The following is a 25907-nucleotide window of genomic DNA, read 5'->3' on the forward strand; positions in this document are numbered from 1 at the left end:
TTTCCTTAGAAGGTACCGGTGTAGAACTTGGGCGTGTAGGTCACGACCGCTTTATTCGGATTGCTGAAGGTCAGCGAGACCGTCATGGTGGCGCCCGGCGCCAGCGTGCCGCCCAGGGTGATGTAAGGCGCGCCGCCGAAAGTGCCGCTGGCGTTGTCCAGCACCAGGCCGTTGCCCAGGCCGTTCAGCTGCAGCTGGAACGGACCGCTCAGCGGCGTGCTGCCGTTGTTGGTCAGGTACAGCACGCCCGACGATTTCTGCGTGAAGCGGTTGTACACCGTGCCCTGCTGCACGAACTTGATGCTGCCGCTCATGTCGACGAACTTCGGCTGCAGGTTCAGGCTGACCACCACCGGGTCATGGTCGGAAGCGCGGTAGGCCAGCGCGTTGTACAGGTCCTGCGGCTTGCCGTCCTTGTTGTAGTCGATCACGGTCGGTTCGTCGGCGTTGACGTGCCACTCGGCGGCGCCGGCCACTTGCGGGCTCAGCGAGCTGCTGGCCAGCGCGTGGTCCAGGTAGCCGCTGTTGCTGCCGAACACGTAGGAGTACGGCGAACCGTGCGGGCGCACATAGCGCTCCAGCTCATTGACGAAGCCGGCGTTGGTCATCACGAAGACCGGGTCTTCCATGCCGTAGGAGTTCATGTCGCCGATCAGCAGCACGTCCGGGTCGCCGGCGGCGGCAGCCACTTGCGGCACGAAGCTGTTCACCAGGCGCACGGCCTGCTGCTTGCGGGTGTTGTTCCAGCAGCCCTGGCTGTCGCCCTGGTCGGCATCCAGGCCGCCGCCGGACGGGCAGCTGCCTTTCGATTTCAGGTGGTTCACCACCAGCGAGAACTTCTCGCCGTTGACGGCCTGGAAGGTTTGCGCCATCGGCGGACGGTTGTTGATGGCGTCGGCGTCGGACAGCGCGCCGCCCACCAGGGTCAGCCTGGAAGGCTTGTAGATCATGGCGACGCGGATGGCGTCGGTGCCGGTGGCGGCCGGAGCCGGCACCACGGCGTAGGCGTTGGAGCCGACGGCGGCGTTCAGCGCATTGGTCAGGTAGGTGACCGCGTACTCGCCGTTGTTCTGGATTTCCATCAGGCCGTAGACGTCGGCGTCGATGGCCTTCAGCTCGGCCACGATCTTGTCGCGCTGGCGCACGAACTCTTCCATGTTGTCGGCACCGCGGCAGTTGCCGGCCGTGGTGGTGCTGCCGACCTTGCAGCCCTGCCCGGTCTGGCCTTCCACGTTGCGGCCGTTGGTGAAGGTGGTGAAGAAGTTCAGCACGTTGGCGCTGGCCACTTTCACGTTGCCGGCCGCCAGCACGGGCGCGTCTTCGCGCGGATTGGTGCGCGAGAACACCGGGGCGGCGGTCGGCTGCAGCTTGAACGCGGTGGTGCTGCCGCCCACGGCGCCGAAGTCGATCACGCCCACCAGGTCGGTGACCGTGTCGCCCACGCGCACGGTGCCGTCCTGGCCGATGTAGGGAATGGTGGCGGGGGTGACGAACAGGCCGTCGTCCAGCACGATCATGCCGGCCGCGTTGGATGCCGCCAGCGCGTAAGCTTCCGGGGTGCGCGCCGGATGACGGTTGGTCGGCACTTCCAGGCGGCCGTCGGCCAGCGTCAGCTCACCGCGGTCGCCCAGGAATTCGGCCTGGTTGATGGTCAGCGGACGGGTGAAGCGCACCAGCATGCCTTCATAGTGCGACAGGTTGACGCCCAGTTCGACATTGGCAGGCGTGATGGCCGGACCGTCGCCCATGGGCACCACGGCGGTCACGTCCTTGAACTCGGTGTAGGAACGCTTGGCGCCGCTCGGCGTGTATTCGAACACCAGGCCGGTGACGCGGGCGATCTGGCCCACTTGCACGGTGGGCGCGGTGACGGTGTAGACGAAGATGCCGTCCGAGCTGGTCGGGTCGTTGTCGCCGGCGGCGTCCTGCATGAAGAAGCCGTTCGACACTTTCAGCGTGACCACGCCTTCGGCGGTCTGCACGGTGTTGGCCACCGGGCTGGGCGCGTCGCCCGCGCTGGCGCCCTGGATCTGCGGAATGGTCATGGAAACGTTGGCCAGGCCGGTCACTTTCACGGTGACCGGGCAGGTGGCGAACTGGTTGCCGTCGTTGGCGAACTGGATGGTGACCGGGTAGTTGCCCACGGCCAGGCTGGCCGCCGCGCTCAGGTTGACGCTGGCGGTGCCGCCGACGGCGCCGGCGGCGGTAAAGCCGTCCAGGCTGATGCCGGTCAGCAGGCCGGAGGTGATGGTGGCGGCGTTGACGATGCTGTCTGCATCGGTGGCGGTGAGCGGCACGCTGCCGCTGTAGCCCTGGGCCACGGACAGCGTGGATGGGCAGGTGGCGACGATGGGTTTGACGATGGTGGCGCCGCAAGCCTGGATCACGGCAGTGTTGCGCGGATTCGGCGCCAGCACTTCGAAGTCGGCGCCGTTGTTGTCGGTGTCGGTGCAGCCGTTGTTCTTGCGCAGCGCGGCGGTCGCGTTGGCCAGCGTGCCGGTTGGCGTGCCGCCCTCGGAAAAGTTGGCGGTGTTGCCGTAGCCGACCAAGTCGACCAGCGCCGCGCCGCTCGGGTTGGCCACGTTGAAGGCGGCGGTGGTAGTGCTCAGCGCCACCTTGCCGGCGCCTGCCGCCATGGTGATGGAAGCGGTCTTGTCGGCGGCGACGGTGGTGGCGGTGCCGCCGGTGCCAGCGGCCTGCTGCACCATGTAGTACTGACCCGGCTGCAGCATGACGTCGGTCAGCGGCGTGACCTGCCAGCTGCCGCCGGTGGCCGACGCATATTGCACGCTCCAGCCGTTCAACGACACCGGCGAACTGCTGCGGTTGTACAGTTCAATGAAGTCGTGCTTCAGCTGGGCGCCGCTGTTGCCCCCCCCGCCGTAAACCTGGCTGATGACGACGGCCGAATCGGCCAGGGCTGGGGCGGACAGGCTGGCCAGTAAGGCGGCCAGGACGGTAAGACGGCCTGGCACGGCGGGGACGGGTGGTTTCATGTGCGGTCCTGATGTGGGATGTTAACAATATGACTTTATAGTTGCTATCCACATATTAATATAAGCACATGACAAATTGATGACTTGTCATTAGTCCGAACGGACTAAAGTTGTAACCGCCCAACAAATGTCTTAAAACCGTTCATGGCCGCCGGTACGGTGCCGCCAGCGGCTCGCCGATGAAGACCCCCTGCGCCGGCCAGGACACGCTTTTCCAGTAGGCCTCCAGCGCGCTGTCGCCGTTCAGGTAGTGGCGCAGCAGCACGGCCGGATGGGGGAACTTTTGCCAGTAGTTGCACGGCTCGCTGACGGTGCCGTAGCTGGCGGTGGCGCCCGCCTCCAGCCAGCGCAGGCTGCTCATCTGCGTGGTGCCGTACAGGTCGCCGCCGAAGGAGGTCAGGTGGTCGGCCAGCGCGCCGGGCTGGAAGGCCAGCGTGTCGAGCTTGTCCACCCTGGCCATGCCGGTCTGGTAGACCATGATGTCGCGCACGCCTTCCAGCGCGTCCGCCTTCTGGTTGTGGATGGTGAGCTTGCGCTGCGCCAGCACGCCGGCGCGCGGGAAGAAAGGCACGCGGCTGTTGCGCTGCACTTCGCTGGTGGCCAGGTAGTAGGCGCCGGCGGCCGGCACGCGGAAGCCGCTGGCCACGCCGCGCCCGATCAGCGCCTTGGCCTCCTCCACCGAATCGGCCGGCAGCAGCATGGCCAGGCGCATGCCGAGCGCGTTGAAGGGCAAGGGCGCGGTGGCGTTGAAATAGGGGCTGGGCTTGCCGGGCCCGCAGGACTTGGCGCACAGCCCGCTGTCCAGGCCCAGCGTGTAGGCGGCGGTGATGCCGTTGCACTCGACCGCATAGGGCGCGGTCCAGACCATCAGCAGGGCTTGGATTTCCGGGCCCAGCTTGGCGTCGATGTCTTCCTTGAGCTGGCGGAACTGCGCGGCGCTGAGCTTGCGCGGCTTGTCGGCGATGCGCACGTGCACCATGTTCTCGGCCGGGATGCCGCGCCGCTGGCGGTAAAACTCGGCCACTTCCACGCTGTTGGGGTCGGCGTCGTTGACGACCACGGCCAGCTGGGCCGGCAAGATGGCGGCCTGCGCCGGTGGAACGGCAAGGCTGAGCGCGGCGGCTGTTGCCGCGATGGTGTGCAATAAGCGAATGGGGGTCTCCTGACGAAAAAAACGGAAGCCGCAGCTTCCGTTTCGATTATAGCGCCGTCAGGCGCCGTAGCATTGGCCTTGCGTCAAGCCCGGCCGATCAAGCCTGGTTCTTGCGGCGGCGCGCCAGGAAGCCCAGTACGCCCAGGCCGCCCAGCATCATGCCGTAGGTGGCGGGCTCCGGTACCGGTGCCAGGGTCAGGTGGCCAGCATAGCTGGCGTCATTGCTGGCCAGTACGGTGCCGCTCACTTGCAGGTAATAGTTGTCTGCGGACAGCGGGCCCATCGATTTGATGGTCCAGACATCGGCCGCGCCGTTGCCATGGCTGACACCGCCCACGACCACGCCCAGCGAGTTGTACAGGCTCAGGTCGGTGATGTCGATGTTCTTGGCCGGACCGGCACCTGGCGAGACGGAGATGACGCCGCCGACGAAGTTGCTGAGGTTGCCGCTGGTGAAGGTGAAGCGGTCGGTGAACAGGTCGCCCACGCTGTAGGCGGTCAGGTCGCGGCCGAAGTGCGCCGTGTTGCCGGTCAACGAAGCGGCAGTGGTCTGGCTGATGTCGGCGGCGTGCGCCAGGCTGCCGCCGGCGGTGGCGCCAACCAGGGCCAGAGCGGCCAGGATGGTTTTGGTTTTGGTCATATGTAACCCCGTTAAAAGTTGGGTGGCTCAAAAAGCTGTCGAGTGCGCACAAGACTGCACAACCATCCTAGCATGGCGAAAACGAAACATTAACCAGGAATTATCAAAAAATTTCCCTTCAAAAACAATGCATTACGTAAATTTTTGGCTCAAAGTCGCTTGCAAGCCCGACAGTTAGGGGCCTTCCGGCCGCCCGGCCGAATCGAGTAGGAATCGGCCTACAATAATGCAAGCCATATTTGAAGCCGCTGCCGGCTTGAAATCCCCATCCCCGCCTTGCCGGTCAACATTATTGGCGCGCTTTCCATGCCCGCCGCCGCCAGGATGGCCGCCACGCCGGCGGCGCTGCGCGGCGGCCTGCGCCCAGGATGAAAAAAAGGGGCCGCAGCCCCTTGTCGTGTTCGCGCGCGGCAGTTCAGGTGCGCTGGTACACGTCCTCGAAACGTACGATGTCGTCTTCGCCCAGGTAGCTGCCGGATTGCACCTCGATCAGGTGCAGCGGCAGTTTGCCCGGATTTTCCAGGCGGTGGTTCATGCCGATAGGAATGTAGGTCGACTCGTTTTCAGTCAGCAGGGTGACCTTCTCGCCGCAGGTGACGCGGGCGGTGCCGCTGACCACGATCCAGTGCTCGGCGCGGTGGTGGTGCATCTGCAGCGACAGCTTGCCGCCCGGATTGACGGTGATGCGCTTGACCTGGAAGCGCTCGCCGATGTCGATGCCTTCATAGCAGCCCCATGGCCGGTAGACCTTGGTGTGGTGCAGGTGCTCGGTGCGGTCCTTGGTCTTCAGGTGCTCGACGATCTGCTTGACGCGCTGCACCTGGTCCTTGTGGGCCACCAGCACCGCGTCGTTGGTTTCCACCACCACCAGGTCCTTGACGCCCACCACGGCCACGATGCGGCTCTCGGCGCGCACCAGGGTGCCCTGCACGTCGTCCAGGTAGACGTCGCCGCGGGTGACGTTGCCGGCCGCGTCCTTCGGCAGCACGTCGTGCAGCGCGGACCAGGAGCCGACGTCGTTCCAGCCGATATCGGCCGGCACCACCACGGCGTGCTGGGTCTTTTCCATCACGGCGTAGTCGATCGAGTCCGACGGGCAGGCGGTGAAGGCGGCTTCGTCCAGGCGGCAGAAGTCCAGGTCGCGGTAGTCCTTCTGCACGGCCGCTTCGGCGGCGGCGGCGATGGCCGGCTGGAACTTGGCCAGTTCGGCGATGTAGGCGTCGGCGCGGAACAGGAACATGCCGCTGTTCCAGAAGTAATTGCCGGCGGCGACAAAGCCTTCGGCGGTTTCGCGGTCCGGCTTCTCGACGAAGCGGTCCACCTTGAAGCAGTGCTCGGCGCCGGCGCCGGCGCCGCTCTGGATGTAGCCGTAGCCGGTTTCCGGCGCGGTCGGCACGATGCCGAAGGTCGCCAGCGCACCGTCCTTGACCATCACCAGCGCGCGCTCGACGGCCTGGTGGAAGGCGGCTTCGTCGGCGATGACGTGGTCGGCCGGCAGCACCAGCATGATGGCGTCGGCGTCGATGGCCTTCAGGTAGTGGGCGGCGGCGGCCACGGCCGGCGCGGTGTTGCGGCCGACCGGCTCCAGCAGGATGCCCAGCGGCTTGATGCCGATTTCGCGCATCTGTTCGGCCACCAGGAAGCGGTGTTCGTTGCCGCACACCACCAGCGGCGCCGTCAGCTCGACGCTGGTGACTGCGCGGCCGGCCACGCGCAGCGCGGTTTCCTGCAGCATGGTCTTGTCGGCGACCAGCGGCAGCAGCTGCTTCGGCAGGACGGCGCGCGACAGCGGCCACAGTCGGGTGCCGGCGCCGCCGGACAGTATGACGGGATAAATTTTCATGCGGTATTGATCCGATTGATCCAATTAATTATTTATAGAGTAGCTCTTCTTGCCTGCGGCGGCGACGGCGGTCGCGGGCGTTGGCCCATTCGCCGGTTTCGTACTCCGAAACATGCTTCATTTCACCTGCTCGGTCGACACTATAATCCTTGAAGACAATTAATTCTTCCAAGGTAACATCCGGTAACACGCGAGTATATTCGAACAACACACTTCGCACCACCTCCGCGCCGCTGCAAACGTGGCTTCCGTGGCCTATCCACGTCGGTCCGACGATGCGCGCGCCCGCTTCCACCCTGGCGCCGGAGCCGATATACACCGGTCCCTCGATCTTGGTGCCGCCGCTCCAGTCGATGCTGGTGTTGAGGCCGACCCACAGGCCTTCGTCGACCTGGATGCCGGGCACTTTCATGTTTTCCACCTCGCCCAGCAGCACGCTTTGCAGCACTTCCCAGTAATCCTTGACGCTGCCGATGTCGATCCAGTTGAATTTGCGCTGCTGCGCGTAGAAAGGCAAGCCCTTCTCGGCCAGCAGCGGGAACAGCTCGGAGCCGATGTCGAACGGACGGTCGGCGGGGATCAGGTCGATCACTTCCGGCTCGAAAATATAGATGCCGGTGCTGGCGAAGTTCGACAGCGCCTCTTCCTGCTTGGGTTTCTCCTGGAAGGCGCGGATGCGGCCGTCGGCGTCGGTGACCACCACGCCGTAGCTGGGCACCTTGTCCCACGGCACTTCGCGCGTGATGACGGACGCCAGCGCGCCCTTGCGGCGGTGCTCGAACAGCGCCGACTTGATGTCCAGGTCGATGATGGCGTCGCCGCACAGCACGATGGTGGTGTCGTCGAAGAAGCCGCCGAACTCCTGGATTTTCTTGATGCCGCCGGCCGAGCCCAGCGGCTCGGGCACGACCTCGCCCTCGTTATTGGTGTAACCCTCGAAGGAATAGCCGATCTGCACGCCGAACTGGTGGCCTTCGCCGAAGTATTCCTCGATCTTCTCGTGCAGATAGCTGACGTTGACCATGATTTCCGTGACGCCGTAGCGGGCCAGGTGCTCCACCAGGTAGGCCATGACGGGCTTGCCCAGGATGGGGATCATCGGTTTCGGTAAATCGTAGGTCAACGGGCGCACGCGCGTCCCTTTGCCTGCCGCCAAAATCATCGCTTTCATGCGTTTGCTCCTTGAATTAAAAAAGGGCCGCGAGCGGCCCCTTGTGTTCTTACAGGCGCCAGACGCAAAGTCCGGCATCCTTCAGTGCCGCCGTATCGAACGCCGCCTTGACGTCGATGAAGCAGCCGCCCTTGATGAGCTTTTTCTGGATGTCCTCGACCGGGCGCGCCAGCAGCTCGGCGTGCGACACCGCCGCCACCACCGCGTCGGCGCGCGGCAGCTGGTCCCAGCTGTGCAGGCGCACGCCGTATTCGTGCATGGCTTCGTCGGCGTCGGCATACGGGTCGTGCACGAACACTTCGATGCCGAAGTCGCGCAGCTCGTTGATGACGTCGCCCACCTTGGAGTTGCGCAGGTCGGCGCAGTTTTCCTTGAAGGTCAGGCCCAGCACGTTGACGCGCGCGCCCTTGATGTAGCTGCCGGCGGCGATCATGTTCTTGACGGTCTGCTCGGCGATGTATTTGCCCATGCCGTCGTTGATGCGGCGGCCGGCCAGGATCACTTGCGGGTTGTAGCCCAGCTGCTCGGCCTTGTGGGTCAGGTAGTAGGGGTCGACGCCGATGCAGTGGCCGCCCACCAGGCCGGGGCTGAACTTGAGGAAGTTCCACTTGGTGCCGGCCGCCTGCAATACTTCCGAGGTGTCGATGCCGATCTTGTCGAAGATGATGGCCAGCTCATTCATCAGCGCGATGTTCAGGTCGCGCTGGGTGTTCTCGATCACCTTGCACGCTTCGGCCGCCTTGATGCTGGTGCAGCGGTGCACGCCCGGCACCACGATGCGCTCGTACAGCTGGGCCACTTTTTCCAGCGTGTCCGGGGTGTCGCCGGCCACCACTTTGAGGATGGTGGTCAGCGTGTGGTGCTTGTCGCCCGGGTTGATGCGCTCGGGCGAGTAGCCGACGTTGAAGCCCTCTTTCCACTTCTTGCCGGAAGCCTGTTCCAGCACGGGGATGCACACCTCTTCGGTGGCGCCCGGGTAGACGGTCGATTCGTAGACGACGATGGCGCCGTCCTTCATGTGCTTGCCCACGCTCTTGCTGGCGCCCACCAGCGGCGTGAAGTCGGGGTTGTGCGCGTTGTCGACCGGGGTCGGCACGGCCACCACGATGATGTCGGCCTCGGCCAGCATGGCCGGGTCGGACGTGTATTCGGCGTGCTCGGAGGCGGCCATCTGCTCGTCGCTCAGTTCGCGCGACGGGTCGGTGCCGTGGCGGCAGGCGTCCACCTTCGCTTGCGAGATATCGAAACCGATGGTGCGGCCATGCTTGCCGAATTCGATCACCAGGGGCAGGCCCACGTAGCCCAGGCCAATTACTGCAACTGTCGTCATATTCTTCATCCTAGTGTTGGGGATTGCGTGTCAGCGGGGGCGGCTGCCGGCCGCCTCCTTGAGGAACAGCCAGACAAAAGCCATGTCCTCGATAAAATAGCGCCGGAACATGCGGCGCGGTTCCTGCAGAAAACGGTAGAACCATTCCAGCCCGGACTTTTGCATCCACAGCGGGGCGCGCTTGACGCGGCCGACCGCCACGTCGAAGGTGCCGCCCACGCCCATGGCGAACGGGATCTTCATATGCTCCTGGTACTGGCCCAGGAAATGCTCTTTCTTCGGAGAGCTGATGGCGACAAACAACAGGTCGGCCCTGGCGGCGCGCACCTGCTCGACCACGCCGGCCTCTTCCTCCGGCTTCCAGTAGCCGTTGCGGTAGCCGCACACGGTCAGGCCGGGGTATTTGATTTCGTACTGGCGCTTCACTTCGGACACCACTTCCTCGCGCGCGCCCAGCAGGAACACGCGCCAGCCGGTCTTGGACGAGCGCTGCATCAGCGCCTCGAACAGGTCGACGCCGGCCACGCGCTCCTTGAGCGGCTTGCCCAGCAGGCGCGAGGCCCACACCACCGGCATGCCGTCCACGTTGATCAGCGCGCATTCGTTGATGATGCGGCGCAGCTCGGCGTCGTGCGCGGCCTTGACCAGCTTGTCCACGTTGACCACCACGTGCTGGTGCGGCTTGCCGCTCTGGATAAAGCCGTCGATCGTTTGCAGGGTCTCTTCCATCGTCAGATTATCGACCTGGCAGCCCATCATCGTGATGCGTTCGCTCATGCTGTGCGCTCCTTTTTCAGTTCGTTGTCGAGCACGGCCACGATGCGCTCGGCGGCCTTGCCGTCCCACAGGTGCGGGCGGCGGCCCTGCTTGCCTTCGCCGCGCAGGATTTGCGCGGCCGCCGCCGTGATCGCCTGCGGCGAGGTGCCGGCCAGCACGTTGGTGCCCTCTTCCACCGTCACCGGGCGCTCGGTGTTCTCGCGCAGCGTGACGCAAGGCACGCCCAGCGCCGTGGTTTCCTCCTGCAGCCCGCCGCTGTCGGTCAGCACCAGCGCGGCATCCTTCCACAGGTCGAGGAAGGCCATGTAGCCCTGCGGGCCGACCAGGGTGATGTCCGGGCCCAGGTTGATGTCGAATTTCTCCAGGTTGGCGCGGGTGCGCGGGTGCACCGGGAACACCAGCGGCACCTCGCGCGCGATCTCGCGCAGCGCGCCGGCCAGCTGGCCCAGCATGGCCGGGTCGTCGACGTTGCTGGGGCGGTGCAAGGTGACCACGCCGTAGCGCTTGCCGTCCAGTCCAGCCTTGATGGCGGCGCTGTCCAGACCGGCGCCGCCGGTCGCGGCCAGCTTGTTGGCCTGGAACAGCACGTTGTCCACCATCACGTGGCCGACGTAGTGCACGGCCGCCTCCGGCTTGCCTTCGCGGCGCAGGTGCTCGACCGCGCTCGGCTCGGTGACGAAGAACCAGTCGCTGATGCTGTCGGTGACCAGGCGGTTGATTTCTTCCGGCATGCTCATGTCGCCGCTGCGCAGTCCCGCTTCCACGTGGGCCACCGGGATGGTCAGTTTCTTGGCCACGATGGAGCAGGCCAGCGTGGAATTGACGTCGCCCACCACCAGCACCGCGTCCGGGCGCTGTGCAACGCACAATTCTTCGAAGGCCAGCATGATCTTGGCGGTCTGCTGGGCGTGGCTGCCGCCGCCGGCGGCCATGAACAGGTCGGGCTGGGGGATGCCGAGTTCTTCGAAGAAGACGTCGTTCATCTCGCGGTCATAGTGCTGGCCGGTATGAATGATCTTGAACGACAGCCCGCCATGCGCTTGCAGCGCGCGCACGATGGGGGCGATTTTCATGAAGTTCGGACGCGCACCGGCGACCAGATAAATCATAGCCATAACATTCCTAAGCATAAAAAAGATCAAAGAGGCAACATCTTAATCGCAGCGCAGCAAATCCTGTCGCACGGCTGAGTCAGGCTGCGCGCGCCACCCGCTGCGCCACCACGGCGGGGCTGAGCGGCACGCCCAATTCGGTATAGATCGCGCGCAGCTGCGCCAGCACGGCGTCGAACGAATAGTCGCGGCCGACGCGGGCGAAGGCCTGCTCGCGCAGGCGGGCGCGCAGCGCCGGATCCTGCAGCGCGGCCACGATGGCGGCGGCCAGCGCCGTGCCCGGGCCGGGCGGCACCAGCAGCGCTTCCACGCCGTGGTCGATAAAATCGGGAATGCCGCCCACCGGCGTGGCGATCACCGGCACGCCGCAGGACATGGCTTCCAGCAGCGCCACGCCGAGCGCCTCGAAATACGTGGGCAGCACGAACAGGTCGGCCTGCTCCAGGTGCTGCTGCTTGGCGGCGCCGTCGACCCAGCCCGGCAGGCGCACCGCGTGCGCCACGCCCAGCTCGGTCGCCAGCGCGCGCAGCGCCTCGATTTCGCCGTCGCCGGCGAACACGAAGGTGGTGCCGGGCAGCACGGCCAATACGGGCGGAATGGCGCGCACCAGGTCGAAGATGCCCTTCTTCTCGTGCAGGCGGCCCAGGAACAGCACGGTGGCGCCGCCCCCGGCCGGACTGCGCAGCGGCGCCAGCAGCGGCGGCACGCGCACCGGGTTGCCCACCACCGCCACGCGCGCGACCGGCTCGATATGCAGCACGTCGGCGCGCCAGCGCGGCGCCACCACCACCACGCGCGCCGCGCGGCGCAGCACCAGGCGCACCCAGGCGCGCGCCGGCGCGCCGCAGCCGCGCGCGTAAAATTCGGGAAATTCGCCGCTATGGATGTGGAACACATACGGCACGCGGAACGCCAAGGCCAGCGCCGCCACCAGCGACTTGCGCCAGAAGCTGCCGCGCGAGGCGCTGTGCACGTGCACCACGTCGACGCGGCGCGCGGCCAGCAGCCACACGATGCGCCACAGCGCGCACGCCATGGTGCGCAGCTGGGTCAGCTTGCCGGCGCCTTCATAGGTCGAGATGTAGCGCACGCCCCATTGCTCGAACAGGCCCACGTCCATATAGGAGCGGATCACGGCGGTGATGCCGCCGTGGGCCTGAAGGCCGGTGCCGACCATCAAAATGCGGCGCGGGCAGAAAGCTGCTGTGCTGGCTGAACTCATGACTGATCAATGACTAAAATGAAAGTAAGCGAGACAATCATAGCAGTAATGCACGGCGATTCTATCGTGCTCTGTGCGCACGATACGAGATATGTTTAGAACAAGTTTGACAAAGTGCCATGCTAGAATCAGGAGCATGAAAATCAGCATCGTCATCCCCGCTTACAACGCCGCAGCCTGCATCGAAACGGCGCTGCGGTCCGTGCAACAACAAAGCCACCGCGACTGGGAAGTCCTGGTGGTGGACGACTGCTCGCGCGACGATACGCGCGCGCTGGTGCGGCGCTGGGCGCTGGCCGACGACCGCATCCGCCTGATCGAGCAGCCGCAGAACGGCGGCCCGGCGGTGGCGCGCAATGCCGGCTTCGACGCCGCGCGCGGCGAGTGGATCGCGCTGCTGGACGCGGACGACGCGTGGGCCGAGGACAGGCTGGCCAGCTTCATGCCCTACCTGGTGGCGGACCGGCACGACCTGCTGTGCGACCGCCTGGCGCTGTACAACGCGGCGCAGGACAAGGTGGTGGCGGCCAGCTGGCCGTGGGTGCGCAGCCCGCGCCGCGTGGGCATGCAGGAATTGCTGCTGTGGGACCTGCCGGGCCAGCGCGCGCCGCTGGGCTGGACCAAGCCGCTGTTCCGGCGCGCCTGGCTGAACCAGCACGGCCTGCGCTACCAGCCGGCGCTGCGTTTCGGCGAGGACTGGCGCCTGCTGGTGGACGCGGTGATGGCCGGCGCGCGCGCCGGGCTGCTGCCTTTCGCCGGCTACCGCTACACGATGCGGCTGGCGGAAAAGAATTTCAGCCAGACCAAGGTGGACACGGTGTCGCCGCTCAAGCTGCACCGCGACATCGTGCAGCAGTACGGCGCGCGCTGGCCGCTGGCCACCCGCCTGGCCGCGCGCCTGCGCGGCTGGCTGATCGGCGGCCTGGACGCCAAGGCGCGCCTGAAACCCGCCGTGCACGGCAAGCGCTGGCTGGAGCTGGCCAGGCTGCTGCTGACCAGCCCGCGCTGCTGGGGCATCCTGCTGGTGCACCAGTACGAAAAGCTGGTCTGGTACCGCTGAACCCGCCGCCCCTCCGCTCCGCCGCGGCTGACTGCCGCGACCAATAAAACGCAAAACAATCCACAAGCCAAGCTCTGCCGCGGCACGCCTGCCTTCACGGGGGCGCGCCGGTCCGCCGCGCTCAGGCGGCCCAGGGCGTGGCCGGTACGCCCGCTGGATGCGGCGCGTGGACCGACAGGTCGCCGCTGCGCTTGGCCCGTTCCGCCGCCTCGGCGCGGCGCAGCTGCAGCGAGTACGCGAACGCCATGCCGAAGAACATGAACGGTATCGCCACCGCATTCGGGTCGCCGTAAATCGGCGCCGTCAGCGAGCCGGTGAAAGCCAGGAAGTGGCCGACGAAGGCCAGCCGCCACAGCATGCGCTCGCGCGGGTGCTGCACGGTCCAGGCGCGCTGCAGGGCGAACAAGGTCATCAGGGCGCCGAACAGGAACACCACGCCGCCGCCTATCCAGCCGGTTTCGGCGAACAGATTCGGCCAGTAGGTATCCAGCAGGTACAGGTCCTGCCGGTACCACCAGTAGCGCGTGCTGTAGCCCAGCATCTCGTATACCGAGCGGTCGTACATGCGCGCGGCGTCGCCGCCGAATTTGCCGAAGCCGGTGCCAAGCGGGAAATACGTGTTCGCCAGGTGGAAACCATCCAGGTACAGCACGGTGCGCGGGTTGCCCAATGCCTGGTACGACGGCAGCAAGCCCCACTGCAAGCCCAGCTCGGCGCGGTTTTCCGGCCCCAGCACCAGCAGCAAGGCGCCCAGCAGCAGCACCACGGCGGCCAGGGCCAGCAGCACGGCGCTGATCCTCGGCTTCATTTTCGACGCGAACAGCAGGATGGCGCAGGCCGCCAGCGCATCGAAGATTTCCTGGCGCTCGCCGGCCAGCAGCAGCACCAGCATGAAGCCGCACAGCAGCAGATAGTTGCCGGTGGTGCTGCCCTGCCCGCTCATGCGCCGCACGAACACGCAGCACAGGAACAAGGCGGCCACCGAGGCCAGCACGCCCGGGTGGACGAAGGGGCCGGTGGCCAGGTGCAGGCCGGGCAGCAGCGGGTTGCCGTTCTGCCCGCCGCCGGCGTTGCGCGCGATCAGGTGGTGCACGGACGGCGCGGCGAATTCCAGCGCCAACGCGGCCAGGCACAGCACCAGCACCACCTTGACCACCAGCCAGAAGCGCTGTTCGCTGCGCTCGCCCAGCGTGACGCTAAAGCCCAGCAGCAGCATGATGGGCAGCTTCAGGTCGTAGGCGATCTGGTAGAAGAAGGGATACCAGTGGATGCGGCCGGCGCTGATGGAGCCGGCCGCGCCCAGCGCGAAGAACAGGCCGAACACCACCACCATCAGCTTGCCCAGCCAGGAGTTGCCGGCAAAGATGAACAGGCCGCGCAGCGCGTAAATGGCCAGCGGGATCAGCACGATGGACATGACGCCGCGCGTGCGCACCGGCGAGACGGTGTCGGCCAGCGCGGTCAGCAGGGTCAGGCCCAGCATCAGCCAGAACACGCCTTCGCCGCCGAAGCGGAAACTGGAAAAGGAATTGGTGAACAGCAGCAGCCCGAACAGCAGGACGGGTGCGATCAGCATCAGGGCGAACAGGCCGGCGCCCAGGCCGACCAGGCCGCCGAACAGCAGCACGCTGAGCAAGCCGACCAGGACCAGGGGCAGCGCAGACAGGCTGGAGCGCAGCCTGCCAGGCAGGCGCGGCGCGGTGGGGAACTTCATGATGGTTACCGTGGAAATCTGTAGTCCAGGTAACTTATCATATCGTCAAAAAACCGCCCACGCGATTGCGCAAGCGGCGTTCGGATTTGCCACTTATCTGGGCGCGCAAGGGGTTTGCGCGTACATCAGGTCGTAGGTGCTGGTGGGGCCGCCCAGGTGGATGAAGTCGGCGTACAGACTGCGCGACGGCACCATCATCGTGCCCGGCAGATACAGCCCCACCTTGGCGTAGTTGCCCAGCCAGGTTTCGTAGCTGTTGTAGGTGTTCTTGGCGCTGAACACCTCGGTGCCGTTCATCCACACCTGGATCTGGCCCACGCCCGGCTTGTACGACCAGTCCGCGCGCACCACGAAGCAGTACCACTTCCTCAGCTCCACCGTGCCGAGCCGGATCGACTCGGCCACCGAGTTGGCGCGGGTGGCCGGATCGGTGCCGCCGCTGGTGCTGCGGTGGTTGTAGTTGAAGTCCAGCGCCAGGGTGCGGTCGGTCACGGTCAGCGAGGCCGGCGGCGACACCACCGCCGTGTTCTGGCTGGTGTGCAGCTGCGCCACCAGGGTGGGCGTGTTGTGGAACACCCAGTCGCCGGGGAAATACATGCTGAAGGTGTACCAGCGCAAGCCTTCCTTGACGTATTCGTTGCGCGGCGAGATCTCGGTGCGCGAGCCGCCCAGCACCAGCGGGTCGGTCTTCGCCACTTTCATGTAGAACACTTTCTTGCCGCTGCCGGCCGGATCGTCCACCAGCGTGACGTTGTTGATCGAACTGCTGTTCAGCGTGTAGAAGTCCGGGAAATAACGGATGGTGGCGGTGGCGTTGGCCGCCAGCAGCCAGGAAATATACTGGTAGGTCTTGGGGTTGGTGGCCATGGTGGTGACCGGGCCGCCGCGCGCCGGGTCAATCTGGGCGTGGGCGCCCGCCATGGTGCCGCACAGGGCCGCCAACGCGATGAGTTTATTCGTCAATTGCATGCTCAACCTCTCTCGGGTACTTATTTCACCAGCGCCGTGGTCGCGCTGGTGATCCTGCATGGCGTTTCCGCCAATAGTTTTTCCAGGGTGGTGTCCGGGCCGCCCAGGCGGATGAAGTCCGTGAACAGCACCCGCTCGGCCACGCCCAGCAAGCCGGGGAAGGACAAGCCGACGCGCGGCACGTTGCCGGCGCTGCCGGGATAGGAATTGATGTCGCGCTGGGCATCGAAGACCTTGTCGCGGTTCTGGTAAATCACCAGCGAGCCGTTGCCCAGCGTGGGCGACCATTCGGAGCGCACGGCGAAGCAGTACCATTTGCCGGTCTGCAGCGTGCCCAGCTTGACCGCCTTGATACCCGAATTGGCCGCCGTGGCGACTTCGGTGGCGCCGCTCAGCGGACGGTGGTTGAAGCCCAGGTTCAGCTCGATGGAGGTGCCGCGCACCACGATGGCCATCGGCGCGGGCAAGCCGGCCACCGGCGTCGGCTGGTTGACCTCGGCCACCACGGCCGGATTGGGGTGCGCCACCCAGGTGGTGGGGAAGTACACGCTCAGGCCGTACCAGCGCGGGCCGGTCTTGCTGGCCTCGCCCAGCGGCAGGAAGTCGGTGCGCAGCAAGCCGCCCACCTTGGCGTCGGTGCTGCGCACCCGGCTGCGCAGCACCGTGCGGCCGCTGCCGGCCGGGTCCGTCGCATACGTCAGGTTGCCGCTCCAGGCGGAATACAGCGCATAGCGCTTGCTGAAATCGGCATACGGCACCGCGCCGCCCACTGTGGGGTCGATCTGGCTCCAGGCCGAAGCGCTGGCTACTGCACTCAACATAATAAAACCAAGTTTCGGTAATTGCATAACGGCGTCCTCCGTGTTTCGTTATTTAATTACGATAGCATAAAACTGCCGAATTAAGCGTTGCCGCAAGCCAACAGCCATATACTAATTTCTCTTATTATCTGCGCATGCAATTTTTGAATGAAACATCGCCAATTGGTAAAGCCATCACGATTATTTATTTTCGTTAATATCAGTTTGAGAATAGCGGATTCATTTATATTAACTTGAAACAGCCGGCCTCCTGCGCAGCAGACGCAGCGCGCGCGCCGGCAGCAGCGCCAGCTCGGCCGCGGACAGCGGCCGCAGCAACAGCAGCACGCCCCAGCTCACGCCGGTGGCCGCGCCCAGCGCCAGCGCCAGGTGGAAGGCGTCGCTGCCGCCCGGCAAGCCGGCCAGCACCATGGCCGCCAGCCCGCCCGCCACGCCGAACTTGGCCAGCCCGGCCCAGTGCGGCCGGTAGCGCCACTCCGGCGTGCGCAGCTGGCGCAGCACCAGCGCGGAATACACGGTCTCGGCCAGCACCAGCACCGCGAACAACAGGCTCCAGCGCTGCTGCGGCGCGGCCAGCAGCAGCGCCAGCGGCGTCACCAGCAGCAGGAAGTTGGCGCGCGTGGTGGCCGACGAGCGGCCCAGGGTGTGGGCCATCAGGTCGGTCAGGCGGCGGTGCGCCAAGATCACCAGCACCGCCAGCCAGCCGGTCAGCAGCCAGTGCGCGTCCGGGTAGCGGCCATTGCTGAGGAAGGCGCTCAGTTCGGCGCCCCGCACGGCGCACAGCACCAGCAGCGGCATCAGGCACAGCAGGTTGGCCTTGTAGATCAGGCCGGCGCGCAGGCCCAGCCTGCCCTTGTCCTGCTCGGACGCGTAGCGCACCACCAGCAAGGTGCGCACGATGCCCAGCAGGAATTCGCTGGGCAGGTATTTGCGCACCTGCTCGGCCAGGTTGCGGGCAAAGCCCAGCGGCGCGGCCGCCTCCGGCCCCAGGGTGCGGGTGGCCAGCAGGATCACCGCCTGCCAGCTCCAGGTCAGGTTGGCAATATTGCTGAGCCAGGCGTTGCGGCCCACGCGCAGCATGTCGCGCCAGGCCGGCATGGTCCATTCGGGCTTGGCGGCCGCACCGGCCACGGCGCCGGGGGCGGACTGGCGCGCGGCGCCGCGCACCTGCAGCAGGTGGCGCTGCAGGCACCAGGCCGCCACCAGCAGGCTGCAGCTGCTGGCGATCAGCTCGCCCACCGCCAGCGCGTGCGCGTTGCGCCATTCCTCGTGCGAAAAAGCCAGCACCGCGTAGCCGGCCAGCGCCACGTTGCGCAGCAGCTGGCTGGCCTGGCCGGCCTTCTGGAGTAGCAGGCTGGACAGCAACTGGTCGCGGAACACGCGGCTCACGCCTTCGATCAGCATCACGCCCGCGTACAGGCGCAGCACGCCGTCCGCGTCGCGCAGGCCCAGCCAGTGCGTCAGCAGCGGCGCTGTAAAAAACAGTATCAAGGCCCCGCCCGCCAGCAGCAGCGCCTGCAGCGCCACGCTTTGCCATACAAAGCGGTACAGCGCGCGGCCGCTGGCATGCATGCGGATCTGCGGAATATAGATGCCGGTAACCCACTCCATGCCGAAACCGGATAAAACGATGCCCATTTCGATAATCGAATAGGCCGCCACATAATTAATGTACTGATTCTCGGGAAGCTGGCGCGCAATCCAGATAAGAATAAAAAAAGCGGCCAACGCATTTAAAAAACGGCCGCCTACGTAATAGCCTATGCTTTTATTAAAAGCACGGCCCGAATAATTTTCTGACATGGTCTTCTTTTATGACTTCCTTGCGGGATCGCCCACCAGCTTGGCGGCGTCGGCCGGCGGCATGCTGCGCACCAGGTCGGCGATGAAGCTGTCCTGCAGCGCGTAGCCGGCGGCGCGGTCGGCGCCGATGTTGGAGACGCGGAACAGCAGCCCGTCCGGAATCTGCCCGTTCAGGCTGAAGCGCAGCTGGGTCAGGCGCTGGGCCAGCGCGCCGTCCACCGTTTCGTCGCCCACCCGCACCCAGTAGCTGATCGGTTCCTGGCGCGCGCCCAGCACCGCGTACAGGCGGTTGACGGTGACGTTGGCGCCGCCGATCCGCTCCTGCTGCTGGGACACCTTGTCGACCCGGAAGCCCTGCGCCGAATAGCATTTCTCGGGGCGGTGCACGCGCAGCCGCCCGGTCTGGTCGCCGCCGTAGGCGATCGACAGCATCACCCGCTGGCCGCGCCCGTTGATATAGGTGCGCGCCAGCGTTTCGTCGTACAGCTTGCCGATCACCTCTTCCACTTCGGGCGGCGGCTGCACCGGCACCACGCTGCGGTCGATGCGCCAGCCGGCGAACTCGGCCGGAATAAGGGTTTCCAGGCCCAGCTTTTCCATCTCCGGCGCGTCGTGCTTTTTCGGCTTGAGCAAGGCGGCGGCGGCGCTGGTGCCGCCCATCAAAGTGGCCAGCAAGGCGCCGGCGGCGGTTCTGCGGTTCATTTTGCACTCCTGTTCTGCGCCTTGCCGTGGCGGCTGCGCACGGCGCCGCGCAACAGCGTATCGACGCCGATGATCAGCAATAGCGCACTAATAAATAGCACCATGCCGGCAAATCCGTGCAGGAAACCCTGCCCTGCGGCATCACCAAAATGGTAGGTAATCAAAGTCAGCGTCATGACGCGGATAATATTGGCGGTAAAGGAGATCGGCACAATAAGTATTGCCAGGCCCACATTGCGCAGGAAAGAGCCGTGCCGGACTATATTCAGGTACAGCAGGCCGAGCGCTTCCAGGGTGAACAAGGTGTGCAGGCCGGCGCACGCGTCAGCGACCAAAAGTTGATACTGGCCCACTTGCAGCACCACGCCGCTGCGCGCGATCGGGTAGCCGATCGCGAACAGGATGTGCTCGGCGCACCAGGACACCGCCATCTTCATCGGCATGGTCACCGTGTCCACAAACGGCCCCGGCAAGGGCAGCATGAACAGCATGAAGAACAGCGGGAACCACTGCACCTTCAGCGCGGTCGGCCCCTGCAGCAGCAGCAGCACCGCCGCCACCGTGCACGGGAAGGAAAACATTTCGATGACCTGGATGTTGAGCACCCGTCCCAGCAGGTAGCTCAGCAGGCCCAGCGCCAGCACCGGCCAGCCCCAGGCCGAAGCAGGGTTGGCGGCCTTGGCGCTGGCGTCGAGCATGGCCGGCCAGTTGCGGTACAGCAGCCACAGCGACACGCCCAGGATGATGGGGCCGTGCGCCTGTTCTTCCCGGCCCCACACTTCCTGCAGCGCGTCGTAGAAGGTGGGCACGTACAGCGCCAGCAGGCCGGCCAGCGCCAACAGCCAGGCGAGCGGCAAGCGGCCGGCGGCGGACTGGCGCGCCGGCGGCATCGGAGTGCTGGCGGAGAGCATTTAGTGCTCCACCATCACGGAACCGACCACGGCGATGCCGGCGTGCTGCAGCTGGTCGACGCAGGCGCTGATGGCCGCCAGCGAGGTGCGGTTCTTGCGCGCCACCAGCAGCACCCCGCCCACGCGCGAGGCCAGCGCCAGGGTGTCCGAGCCCAGCACGCAGGCCGGCGCGTCGTACAGCACCACGTCGTAGCGCGATTCGAAATTGAGGTTCAGGCCGGCGAACGCGGCGCGCGCCAGCAGTTCCTGCGGGTTGGGCGGCAAGGTGCCCGACACCAGCACCGACAGGTCGACCAGCTCGTCGATCTTTTCCACCACCTCCAGCTCGGCGCGCCCGGCCAGCACGTCGGACAGGCCGGCGCGCTGCTTGAGGCCGAATATGTCCTGCTGGCGCGGGGTGCGCAGGTTGGCGTCCACCAGCAGCGTCTGTTCGCCCAGCTGCGAGAACACCACCGCCAGGTTGGCGGCGAACAGGCTGGCGCCGTCGCCCGGCTCCACGCCGGCCACGGCCAGCGCCTTGCGGCCGCGCCCGAACCAGCGCAGCATCAGCTGGCTGCGCACCGCGCGCAGCACTTCCACCTGCGGCGAGAACGGGTGGTAGGCCGCCACCAGCAGCGGCGACATGCCGCCGTCGCCCGGCGCCAGGTAGGGATAGTCGAACTGCCGCGCCAGCACTTGCTGGATGTCGGCCTCGGAGATCAGGCCCAGGCGCTGGGCCGCCTCGCCGAAGCGGATGCCCAGCTCCTGCTGCATGCGCAGCACGCGCTCGGCGTTTTCAGGGCTCAGCTTGCCGGAGGCCAGCAGCAGGCCCCCGATACTCGAGTCGATGGCGGGCGGCAGCGCCGCCGGGGGCAGCCCCACTGGGGTTGCGGCGGGGTTCATGGCAGGGTGGTTCATAATCATTCCCATATCAGGTCAGGCGCACGCGGCGCGGCATCAGCGCCATGCCCAGCTTGGAGCGGGCACGGGCCGGGCCCCAGTGAATTTCGCCCAGCACAGGAATCTGCACCAGGTCGGCCAGGTCGCTGCGCGAACGCACGCGGCGGTCCAGCATCTCGGCCAGCATGCCGAAGCCCACGCCCAGCATGGTGCCCATGAACAGCGCCAGCACGGTGTTGAGCAGCAGGCGCGGCGAGGACGGCTCGACCGGCGGCACGGCCGGGTTCAGCAGCGCGATGTCGGACTGGTCGGACTGGCCCTCCATGCGCGTCTGCGACAGGCGCAGCGAAGCCGCGTCCATGGCGCGCTGGGCCGCTTCGACGTCGCGCTGCAGCACATTGAGTTCGTCGCGCGAACGGTTGATCTCGAGGATCTTGGTCTTCTGCTCGGCCAGCGCCTCGCGCAGCGCCGACTCGCGCGCGCCCAGGATCTGGGCGTTGTTGCCGACGCTGTTGGAGGTCGACGCCACGGCCGAGTTCAGGCTGGCGCGCAGCTGGTCCGCTTCCGCCTTGGCGCTCTGGTATTGCGGGTGGTTGCGGCCCAGGCGCTGGCCGACCTCGGCCAGCTTGGTGTCGGCCATGCTCAGCTGGGCGCGCAGGTTCTGCACCAGCGGGCTGGCCGCCACGTCCGGCGAATCGAGCGCGCGGCCGCTGGCCACGCTGCGCCGCGAACTGGCTTCCATCTGCTGCGCCTGCGCCACCACCAGCTGGGCCGACAGGTCGTTCAGGCGGTTCGATTCCACGTCCAGCCGGTTGTCCAGGCTGACGATGCCGTTTTCCTGCTGGTACTTCGAGAGCCGGCTCTGGGCCGCTTCCAGCTGGTCGCGCAAGCCCTTGATCTGTTCGGTGAAGTAGCCGGTGGCCTTCTTCATCGGATCGGACTTGAGCTGCACGCTGAGCTTCTGGTATTCATCGGCGAAGGCGTTGGCCACCGCCGCCACGAAGGCCGGGTCCGAGCCCTTGAAATTGATCTCGATGACGCTGCTCTCGCGCGAGGGCACCACGTCCAGCTTCTTCAGCAGCAGGTCGGCCAGCCAGTCGCGCACCGTGCCCTTGCCGCCGGTGTCCTCGCGGAACTGCTGCTGCACCGCCGGGTTGGTGGCCAGCTTGAGCTGGTCCACCACGCGCAGCGCCACGTTCTTGCTCGAGATCAGGTCGATCTGGGTCGCCACATAGCTCGGCATCAGCTGGCCCGGCATGGTCATGCCGGTCACCGGGTCGACGCCCTTGGTGTTCAGCAGCACCGTGGAGGAGCCCTTGTAGGTGGCCGGCAGCAGCAGGCTGACCAGCACGGTGATGGCCACCGTGGCGATCAGGGTGCCGAGCACGATCTTCTTGCGTGCCTGCAGTATCAGTAAAAATTGGGCGAAATTCATGGCATTTCCTTAGAACAGGCTTTCCTTGACATACACGATGTCGTCAACCTGGATCGGGTCGTCGTGCTTCACATTCAGGACTTGCAGCTGGCCGTTGGCGTCCTTGCGCTTGATGCGCATGCCGCGCTCGGTGCCGCGCGGGGTCAGGCCGCCGCCGGCCGACAGCGCCTGCAGCACCGTCATGCCGCGCTCCAGGCGCACCGGGCCGGGATGCTGCACTTCGCCGTAGATGTAGAAGCGCGGCGCGCGTTCGACGAAGATGATGTCGTTCGGCAGCAGCTGGTAGTCGCGGCCGAAGTCGGCCGCCTGCACCATCTGCAGCACGTCGATCACTTCGCGCGTGGTCTTGCCGTCGCGGGTGCGTATCAGCGACACGGTGTCGCCGCCTTCCGGGCCGATGCCGCCGGCCTGGGCCAGCATGTCCATCAGGCTGCGCTTGCCGTCCACCGGGTAGCGGCCCGGACGGTTCACCTGGCCCAGCACCGACACCTGCTGGCTCTGGATCTGCGTCACCAGGATGTTGACCTGGGCCCGCTTCACATAGCCGCCGCTCTCCAGCATGGAGCCGATCTTCTTTTCCGCGGCCGGCACCGTCAGGCCGCCCAGGGCCACCGGGCCGATCAGCGGGAAGGTGATGCCGCCGCTGTCGCTGACGCGGGTTTCCAGCGCCAGGTCGGGACTGCCGTAGACCGAGATCTTCAGCACGTCGCCCGAGCCGAGCACGATATCTGCCGCCATGACGGGGCGCACGGCCAGCGCCATGACCATGGCCACTGCCATGGCCAGCCACAGGATGAGTTTTTTCATGATGAGCTCACTTATTTTCAGGTGGATGCGGGGGGATGTCTATTTCAGGCCGGCCACGCCGCGCGCGGCGGCATCGTCGGCCACGGCCTGCGGTGCGACGGCCTGGGCCGGCGGCACCACGGCCGGCGCGGCGGCGGCAGGCGCGGCGGCCGGCGTTGCAGGCGCGGCGGCGGTGGCGGCCGCCGGGCTGGCGGGGGCGCCGGGCACGGCCGGGGCGCCGTCGGCCGGCTTGTTGAAGTACTCGATCTTGGCGGTCGAACGCAGGCGCTTGATTTCAGCCTCGGCCGCTTCCTTGTTCTTCTTGTTGAACAGGAACTGCTCGATCTGGCTGTTGGCGGCCTCCAGGCTGAGCGGGCTGTCCTTGATCTCGGCGATCTGGATCAGCATGCTGCGCTCGCCTTCGCGGATGATGAACAGCTGGCCCTTGGGCATGGACGCCAGGCGCGCGCCCAGTTCCGGCGGCAGGTCGGTGCTGGTGCGGGTCAGGCCGGCGCGCACGTATTTGATCTGGCGCTGGTCCAGCCAGGAAGCGGCCTCCTCCAGCGACTTCACGCTGTCGAGCTGGGCCTTGAGCTGCTCGCTGACGTCCTTGGTGGCCAGCACCAGCTGGCGCATGTCGAACTGCTTGCGGTTGGCGAAGAATTCCGGATGCTGCGCGTAGTACTGCTCCACCTCGGCCTTGGTCGGGCGGGCCTGGCTGCCGATGCGTTTCTGCATATAGGCCTGGGCCACGATCATGGCCTTGGCGCGCTCGATGGCCTGCATCACCTGCGGATCGCGCTCCAGCTTGTCCTTGGCCGCCTCGTTCTGCAGCAGCTGGCGGTCGATCAAGCCTTCCAGCAATTGCTTGCGGGCCGTTTCCTGCTGCGCCGCCTGCACGCCGGAGCGCTGCATCTCTTCATTGAGCTGCAGCATGGTGATTTCCTCGCCATTGACGCTGGCCAGCGCCTGGCCGTTTTTCTTGGCCTTCTCGCCGCACGCGGACAGGGAGAGCGCCGCCAGCAGCATCACGGCGGCAACCGAACGACTGGATGGGGAAGCATTTTTCATGATCGTTCCTTTGTGAAAACTTTTCTGTGCAACATTGTCATTAGACAAACATCTTAACCAAACAATGCCAACCGTGACGCACGAATGGCAGAGCAGGCGGGTCGGTAGGCGGGGGAACCGGCGCTCAGTGAGCATTTTCCCGGGCGGCCACCACTTTCAAGGTGCGCACCACGATCCACAGGTCCATCCACAGCGACCAGTTGCGCAGGTAATCGAGGTCATAGCGGATGCGCGCTTCCATCTTGTCCAGCGTTTCGGTCTCGCCCCGCAAGCCGTTGACCTGGGCCCAGCCGGTGATGCCGGGCTTGACCTTGTGGCGCAGCATGTAGCCCTTGATCAACTTGCGGTACTGCTCGTTGTGCGCGACCGCGTGCGGGCGCGGGCCGACGATGCTCATGCGCCCTTGCAGCACGTTGATGAACTGCGGCAACTCATCCAGCGAGGACTTGCGCAGGAAGGCGCCGATGCGGGTCACGCGCTGGTCGTTCTTCTTGGCCTGCACCACTTGCGCGCCGTCCTCGGCCACCGTCATCGAGCGGAATTTGTAGACGATGATTTCCTCGCCGTACAAGCCGTAGCGGCGCTGGCGGAAAATCACCGGACCGGGCGAGCTGATGCGCACGGCGGCGGCGATCACCGCCATCACCGGCAACAGCGCCAGCGTGATCAGGCTGGCCAGCACGATGTCGCTGGTGCGCTTGACCAGGCTGTTGAAGCCGGTGAACGGGCTTTCGCAGATGGCGATCACCGGCATGCCGCCCACGTTGTCGAAGCGGGCCTGCATCAGGTCGAACACGTAGATGTCCGGCAGGAAATAGACCGAGGCGGTGGTGTCCTGCAGCTCGTCGAGCAGGCGGCGGATGCGCGGCTGGGCCGAGATCGGCTGGCTGATGAAGATCATCTTGATCTGGTGCTGCCGCACGTAGGCGGCGATGTCGTCCATCGTGCCCAGCACCGGGTGCCGCATGTTGCGCGGCTGGCGCTCGTCGGTGCGGTCGTCGAAGAAGCCGCACACCTTCATGTACAAGTTGGGGAAGCGGTCGATGGTGTTGGCGAATTTCACGCCCACGTCGTTGGCGCCGATGATGAGCACCGAGCGCACTTCGCTGTCCTTGTTCGGGTCCGAGCCCAGCTTGCGCGCCGCCATGTGGCTCAGCAACAGGACGAACGGCGTGGCGGCGAACCACACCAGCACCACGTGTTCGTCGTAGTGGTAGGACAGGCCGCTGACCGAACCGAGGAACACCAGGATCAGCGCGGTGACCACCCAGCCCACCACGATGTCGCGCGCATAGGCCATCATGCGGCCGCTGCGCCAGGTGCGGTAGGGATCGACGTACTGGTACACCGAGGACGAAATGAAGAAGGCCAGTATCATCAGCACCAGCGAATAGCCGGTGAACGGTTCGGCGAACAGCATGGAAAACAGGTACAGCGTGCCCATGATGATGAGCGGATCCAGCACGCGCTGGAAGAAGGAGATCAGGGGTATATCGTTAACCGTCATGGCCA

General features: G+C 65.9%; 21 protein-coding genes. 1 reads left to right on the top strand and 20 read right to left on the bottom strand.

The window, feature by feature from the left end:
* Nucleotides 1–5: 5 nt before the first annotated feature.
* From AC56DV_RS22740 to AC56DV_RS22780, 9 genes are all read right to left on the bottom strand, one after another.
* Nucleotides 6–2996 (bottom strand): ExeM/NucH family extracellular endonuclease, encoded by a 2991-nt coding sequence (locus AC56DV_RS22740; RefSeq protein ID WP_496316501.1) that lies wholly within the window; start codon nucleotides 2994–2996, stop codon nucleotides 6–8.
* Nucleotides 2997–3138: 142 nt separating this feature from the next.
* Entirely contained in the window at nucleotides 3139–4140 is a 1002-nt protein-coding gene (locus AC56DV_RS22745) for a TIGR03790 family protein (protein ID WP_496316502.1), read from the bottom strand.
* 106 nt (nucleotides 4141–4246) lie between these two features.
* Nucleotides 4247–4789, bottom strand: a complete 543-nt coding sequence (locus AC56DV_RS22750; RefSeq protein ID WP_496316503.1) for an FxDxF family PEP-CTERM protein — start codon at nucleotides 4787–4789, stop codon at nucleotides 4247–4249.
* A 415-nt stretch (nucleotides 4790–5204) separates the two neighbouring features.
* Nucleotides 5205–6632, bottom strand: coding sequence for a mannose-1-phosphate guanylyltransferase/mannose-6-phosphate isomerase (locus AC56DV_RS22755; RefSeq protein WP_496316504.1), 1428 nt, complete (start codon nucleotides 6630–6632; stop codon nucleotides 5205–5207).
* 28 nt (nucleotides 6633–6660) lie between these two features.
* A complete protein-coding gene (locus AC56DV_RS22760) occupies nucleotides 6661–7803 on the bottom strand; it encodes a nucleotidyltransferase family protein (protein WP_496316505.1) in 1143 nt (380 codons plus the stop codon).
* 49 nt (nucleotides 7804–7852) lie between these two features.
* Nucleotides 7853–9133 (bottom strand): nucleotide sugar dehydrogenase, encoded by a 1281-nt coding sequence (locus AC56DV_RS22765; protein WP_496316506.1) that lies wholly within the window; start codon nucleotides 9131–9133, stop codon nucleotides 7853–7855.
* Nucleotides 9134–9163: 30 nt separating this feature from the next.
* Nucleotides 9164–9910 carry a WecB/TagA/CpsF family glycosyltransferase gene (locus tag AC56DV_RS22770; protein WP_496316507.1) on the bottom strand — a complete coding sequence of 249 codons (747 nt, stop codon included), beginning with the start codon at nucleotides 9908–9910 and terminating at the stop codon, nucleotides 9164–9166.
* On the bottom strand, nucleotides 9907–11025 hold the full coding sequence (gene wecB, locus AC56DV_RS22775; protein ID WP_496316508.1) for a non-hydrolyzing UDP-N-acetylglucosamine 2-epimerase: 1119 nt from the start codon (nucleotides 11023–11025) through the stop codon (nucleotides 9907–9909). The genes AC56DV_RS22770 and wecB overlap by 4 nt, the downstream gene beginning before the upstream one ends.
* 76 nt (nucleotides 11026–11101) lie before the next feature.
* The gene (locus tag AC56DV_RS22780) at nucleotides 11102–12244 is read right to left on the bottom strand and encodes a glycosyltransferase family 4 protein (protein WP_496316509.1); all 1143 of its coding nucleotides are present in this window, start codon (nucleotides 12242–12244) and stop codon (nucleotides 11102–11104) included.
* A 136-nt stretch (nucleotides 12245–12380) separates the two neighbouring features.
* Between AC56DV_RS22780 and AC56DV_RS22785 the strand changes: the two genes are divergently transcribed.
* Nucleotides 12381–13304, top strand: coding sequence for a glycosyltransferase family 2 protein (locus AC56DV_RS22785; RefSeq protein WP_496316510.1), 924 nt, complete (start codon nucleotides 12381–12383; stop codon nucleotides 13302–13304).
* Nucleotides 13305–13425: 121 nt separating this feature from the next.
* Here AC56DV_RS22785 and AC56DV_RS22790 read toward each other — a convergent pair whose 3' ends face one another.
* The 11 genes from AC56DV_RS22790 to AC56DV_RS22840 form a co-directional block, all read right to left on the bottom strand.
* Entirely contained in the window at nucleotides 13426–15018 is a 1593-nt protein-coding gene (locus AC56DV_RS22790) for a hypothetical protein (protein WP_496316511.1), read from the bottom strand.
* A gap of 93 nt (nucleotides 15019–15111) precedes the next feature.
* On the bottom strand, nucleotides 15112–15987 hold the full coding sequence (locus AC56DV_RS22795) for a polysaccharide lyase family 20 protein (protein WP_496316512.1): 876 nt from the start codon (nucleotides 15985–15987) through the stop codon (nucleotides 15112–15114).
* Nucleotides 15988–16007: 20 nt separating this feature from the next.
* Complete coding sequence (locus AC56DV_RS22800) at nucleotides 16008–16808, bottom strand: heparin lyase I family protein (protein WP_496316513.1); 801 nt, start codon at nucleotides 16806–16808, stop codon at nucleotides 16008–16010.
* 228 nt (nucleotides 16809–17036) lie between these two features.
* Complete coding sequence (locus AC56DV_RS22805; RefSeq protein ID WP_496316514.1) at nucleotides 17037–18611, bottom strand: oligosaccharide flippase family protein; 1575 nt, start codon at nucleotides 18609–18611, stop codon at nucleotides 17037–17039.
* 9 nt (nucleotides 18612–18620) lie between these two features.
* Nucleotides 18621–19313 carry an exosortase-associated protein EpsI, B-type gene (gene epsI / locus AC56DV_RS22810; RefSeq protein WP_496316515.1) on the bottom strand — a complete coding sequence of 231 codons (693 nt, stop codon included), beginning with the start codon at nucleotides 19311–19313 and terminating at the stop codon, nucleotides 18621–18623.
* Entirely contained in the window at nucleotides 19310–20224 is a 915-nt protein-coding gene (gene xrtB / locus AC56DV_RS22815; protein ID WP_496316516.1) for an exosortase B, read from the bottom strand. Before xrtB ends, epsI begins: the two co-directional genes overlap by 4 nt.
* On the bottom strand, nucleotides 20225–21106 hold the full coding sequence (epsG, locus tag AC56DV_RS22820) for a chain length determinant protein tyrosine kinase EpsG (protein ID WP_496317273.1): 882 nt from the start codon (nucleotides 21104–21106) through the stop codon (nucleotides 20225–20227).
* A gap of 28 nt (nucleotides 21107–21134) precedes the next feature.
* Entirely contained in the window at nucleotides 21135–22538 is a 1404-nt protein-coding gene (gene epsF / locus AC56DV_RS22825) for a chain length determinant protein EpsF (protein ID WP_496316517.1), read from the bottom strand.
* 9 nt (nucleotides 22539–22547) lie between these two features.
* Nucleotides 22548–23345, bottom strand: coding sequence for a polysaccharide export protein EpsE (gene epsE / locus AC56DV_RS22830; RefSeq protein WP_496316518.1), 798 nt, complete (start codon nucleotides 23343–23345; stop codon nucleotides 22548–22550).
* Between the two features lie 39 nt (nucleotides 23346–23384).
* Nucleotides 23385–24395, bottom strand: a complete 1011-nt coding sequence (locus AC56DV_RS22835; RefSeq protein WP_496316519.1) for an EpsD family peptidyl-prolyl cis-trans isomerase — start codon at nucleotides 24393–24395, stop codon at nucleotides 23385–23387.
* A gap of 124 nt (nucleotides 24396–24519) precedes the next feature.
* Nucleotides 24520–25902, bottom strand: coding sequence for an undecaprenyl-phosphate glucose phosphotransferase (locus AC56DV_RS22840; RefSeq protein ID WP_496316520.1), 1383 nt, complete (start codon nucleotides 25900–25902; stop codon nucleotides 24520–24522).
* Nucleotides 25903–25907 lie beyond the last annotated feature (5 nt).

Source organism: Massilia sp. BGA-UO-ETr-WB1, assembly GCF_059567845.1.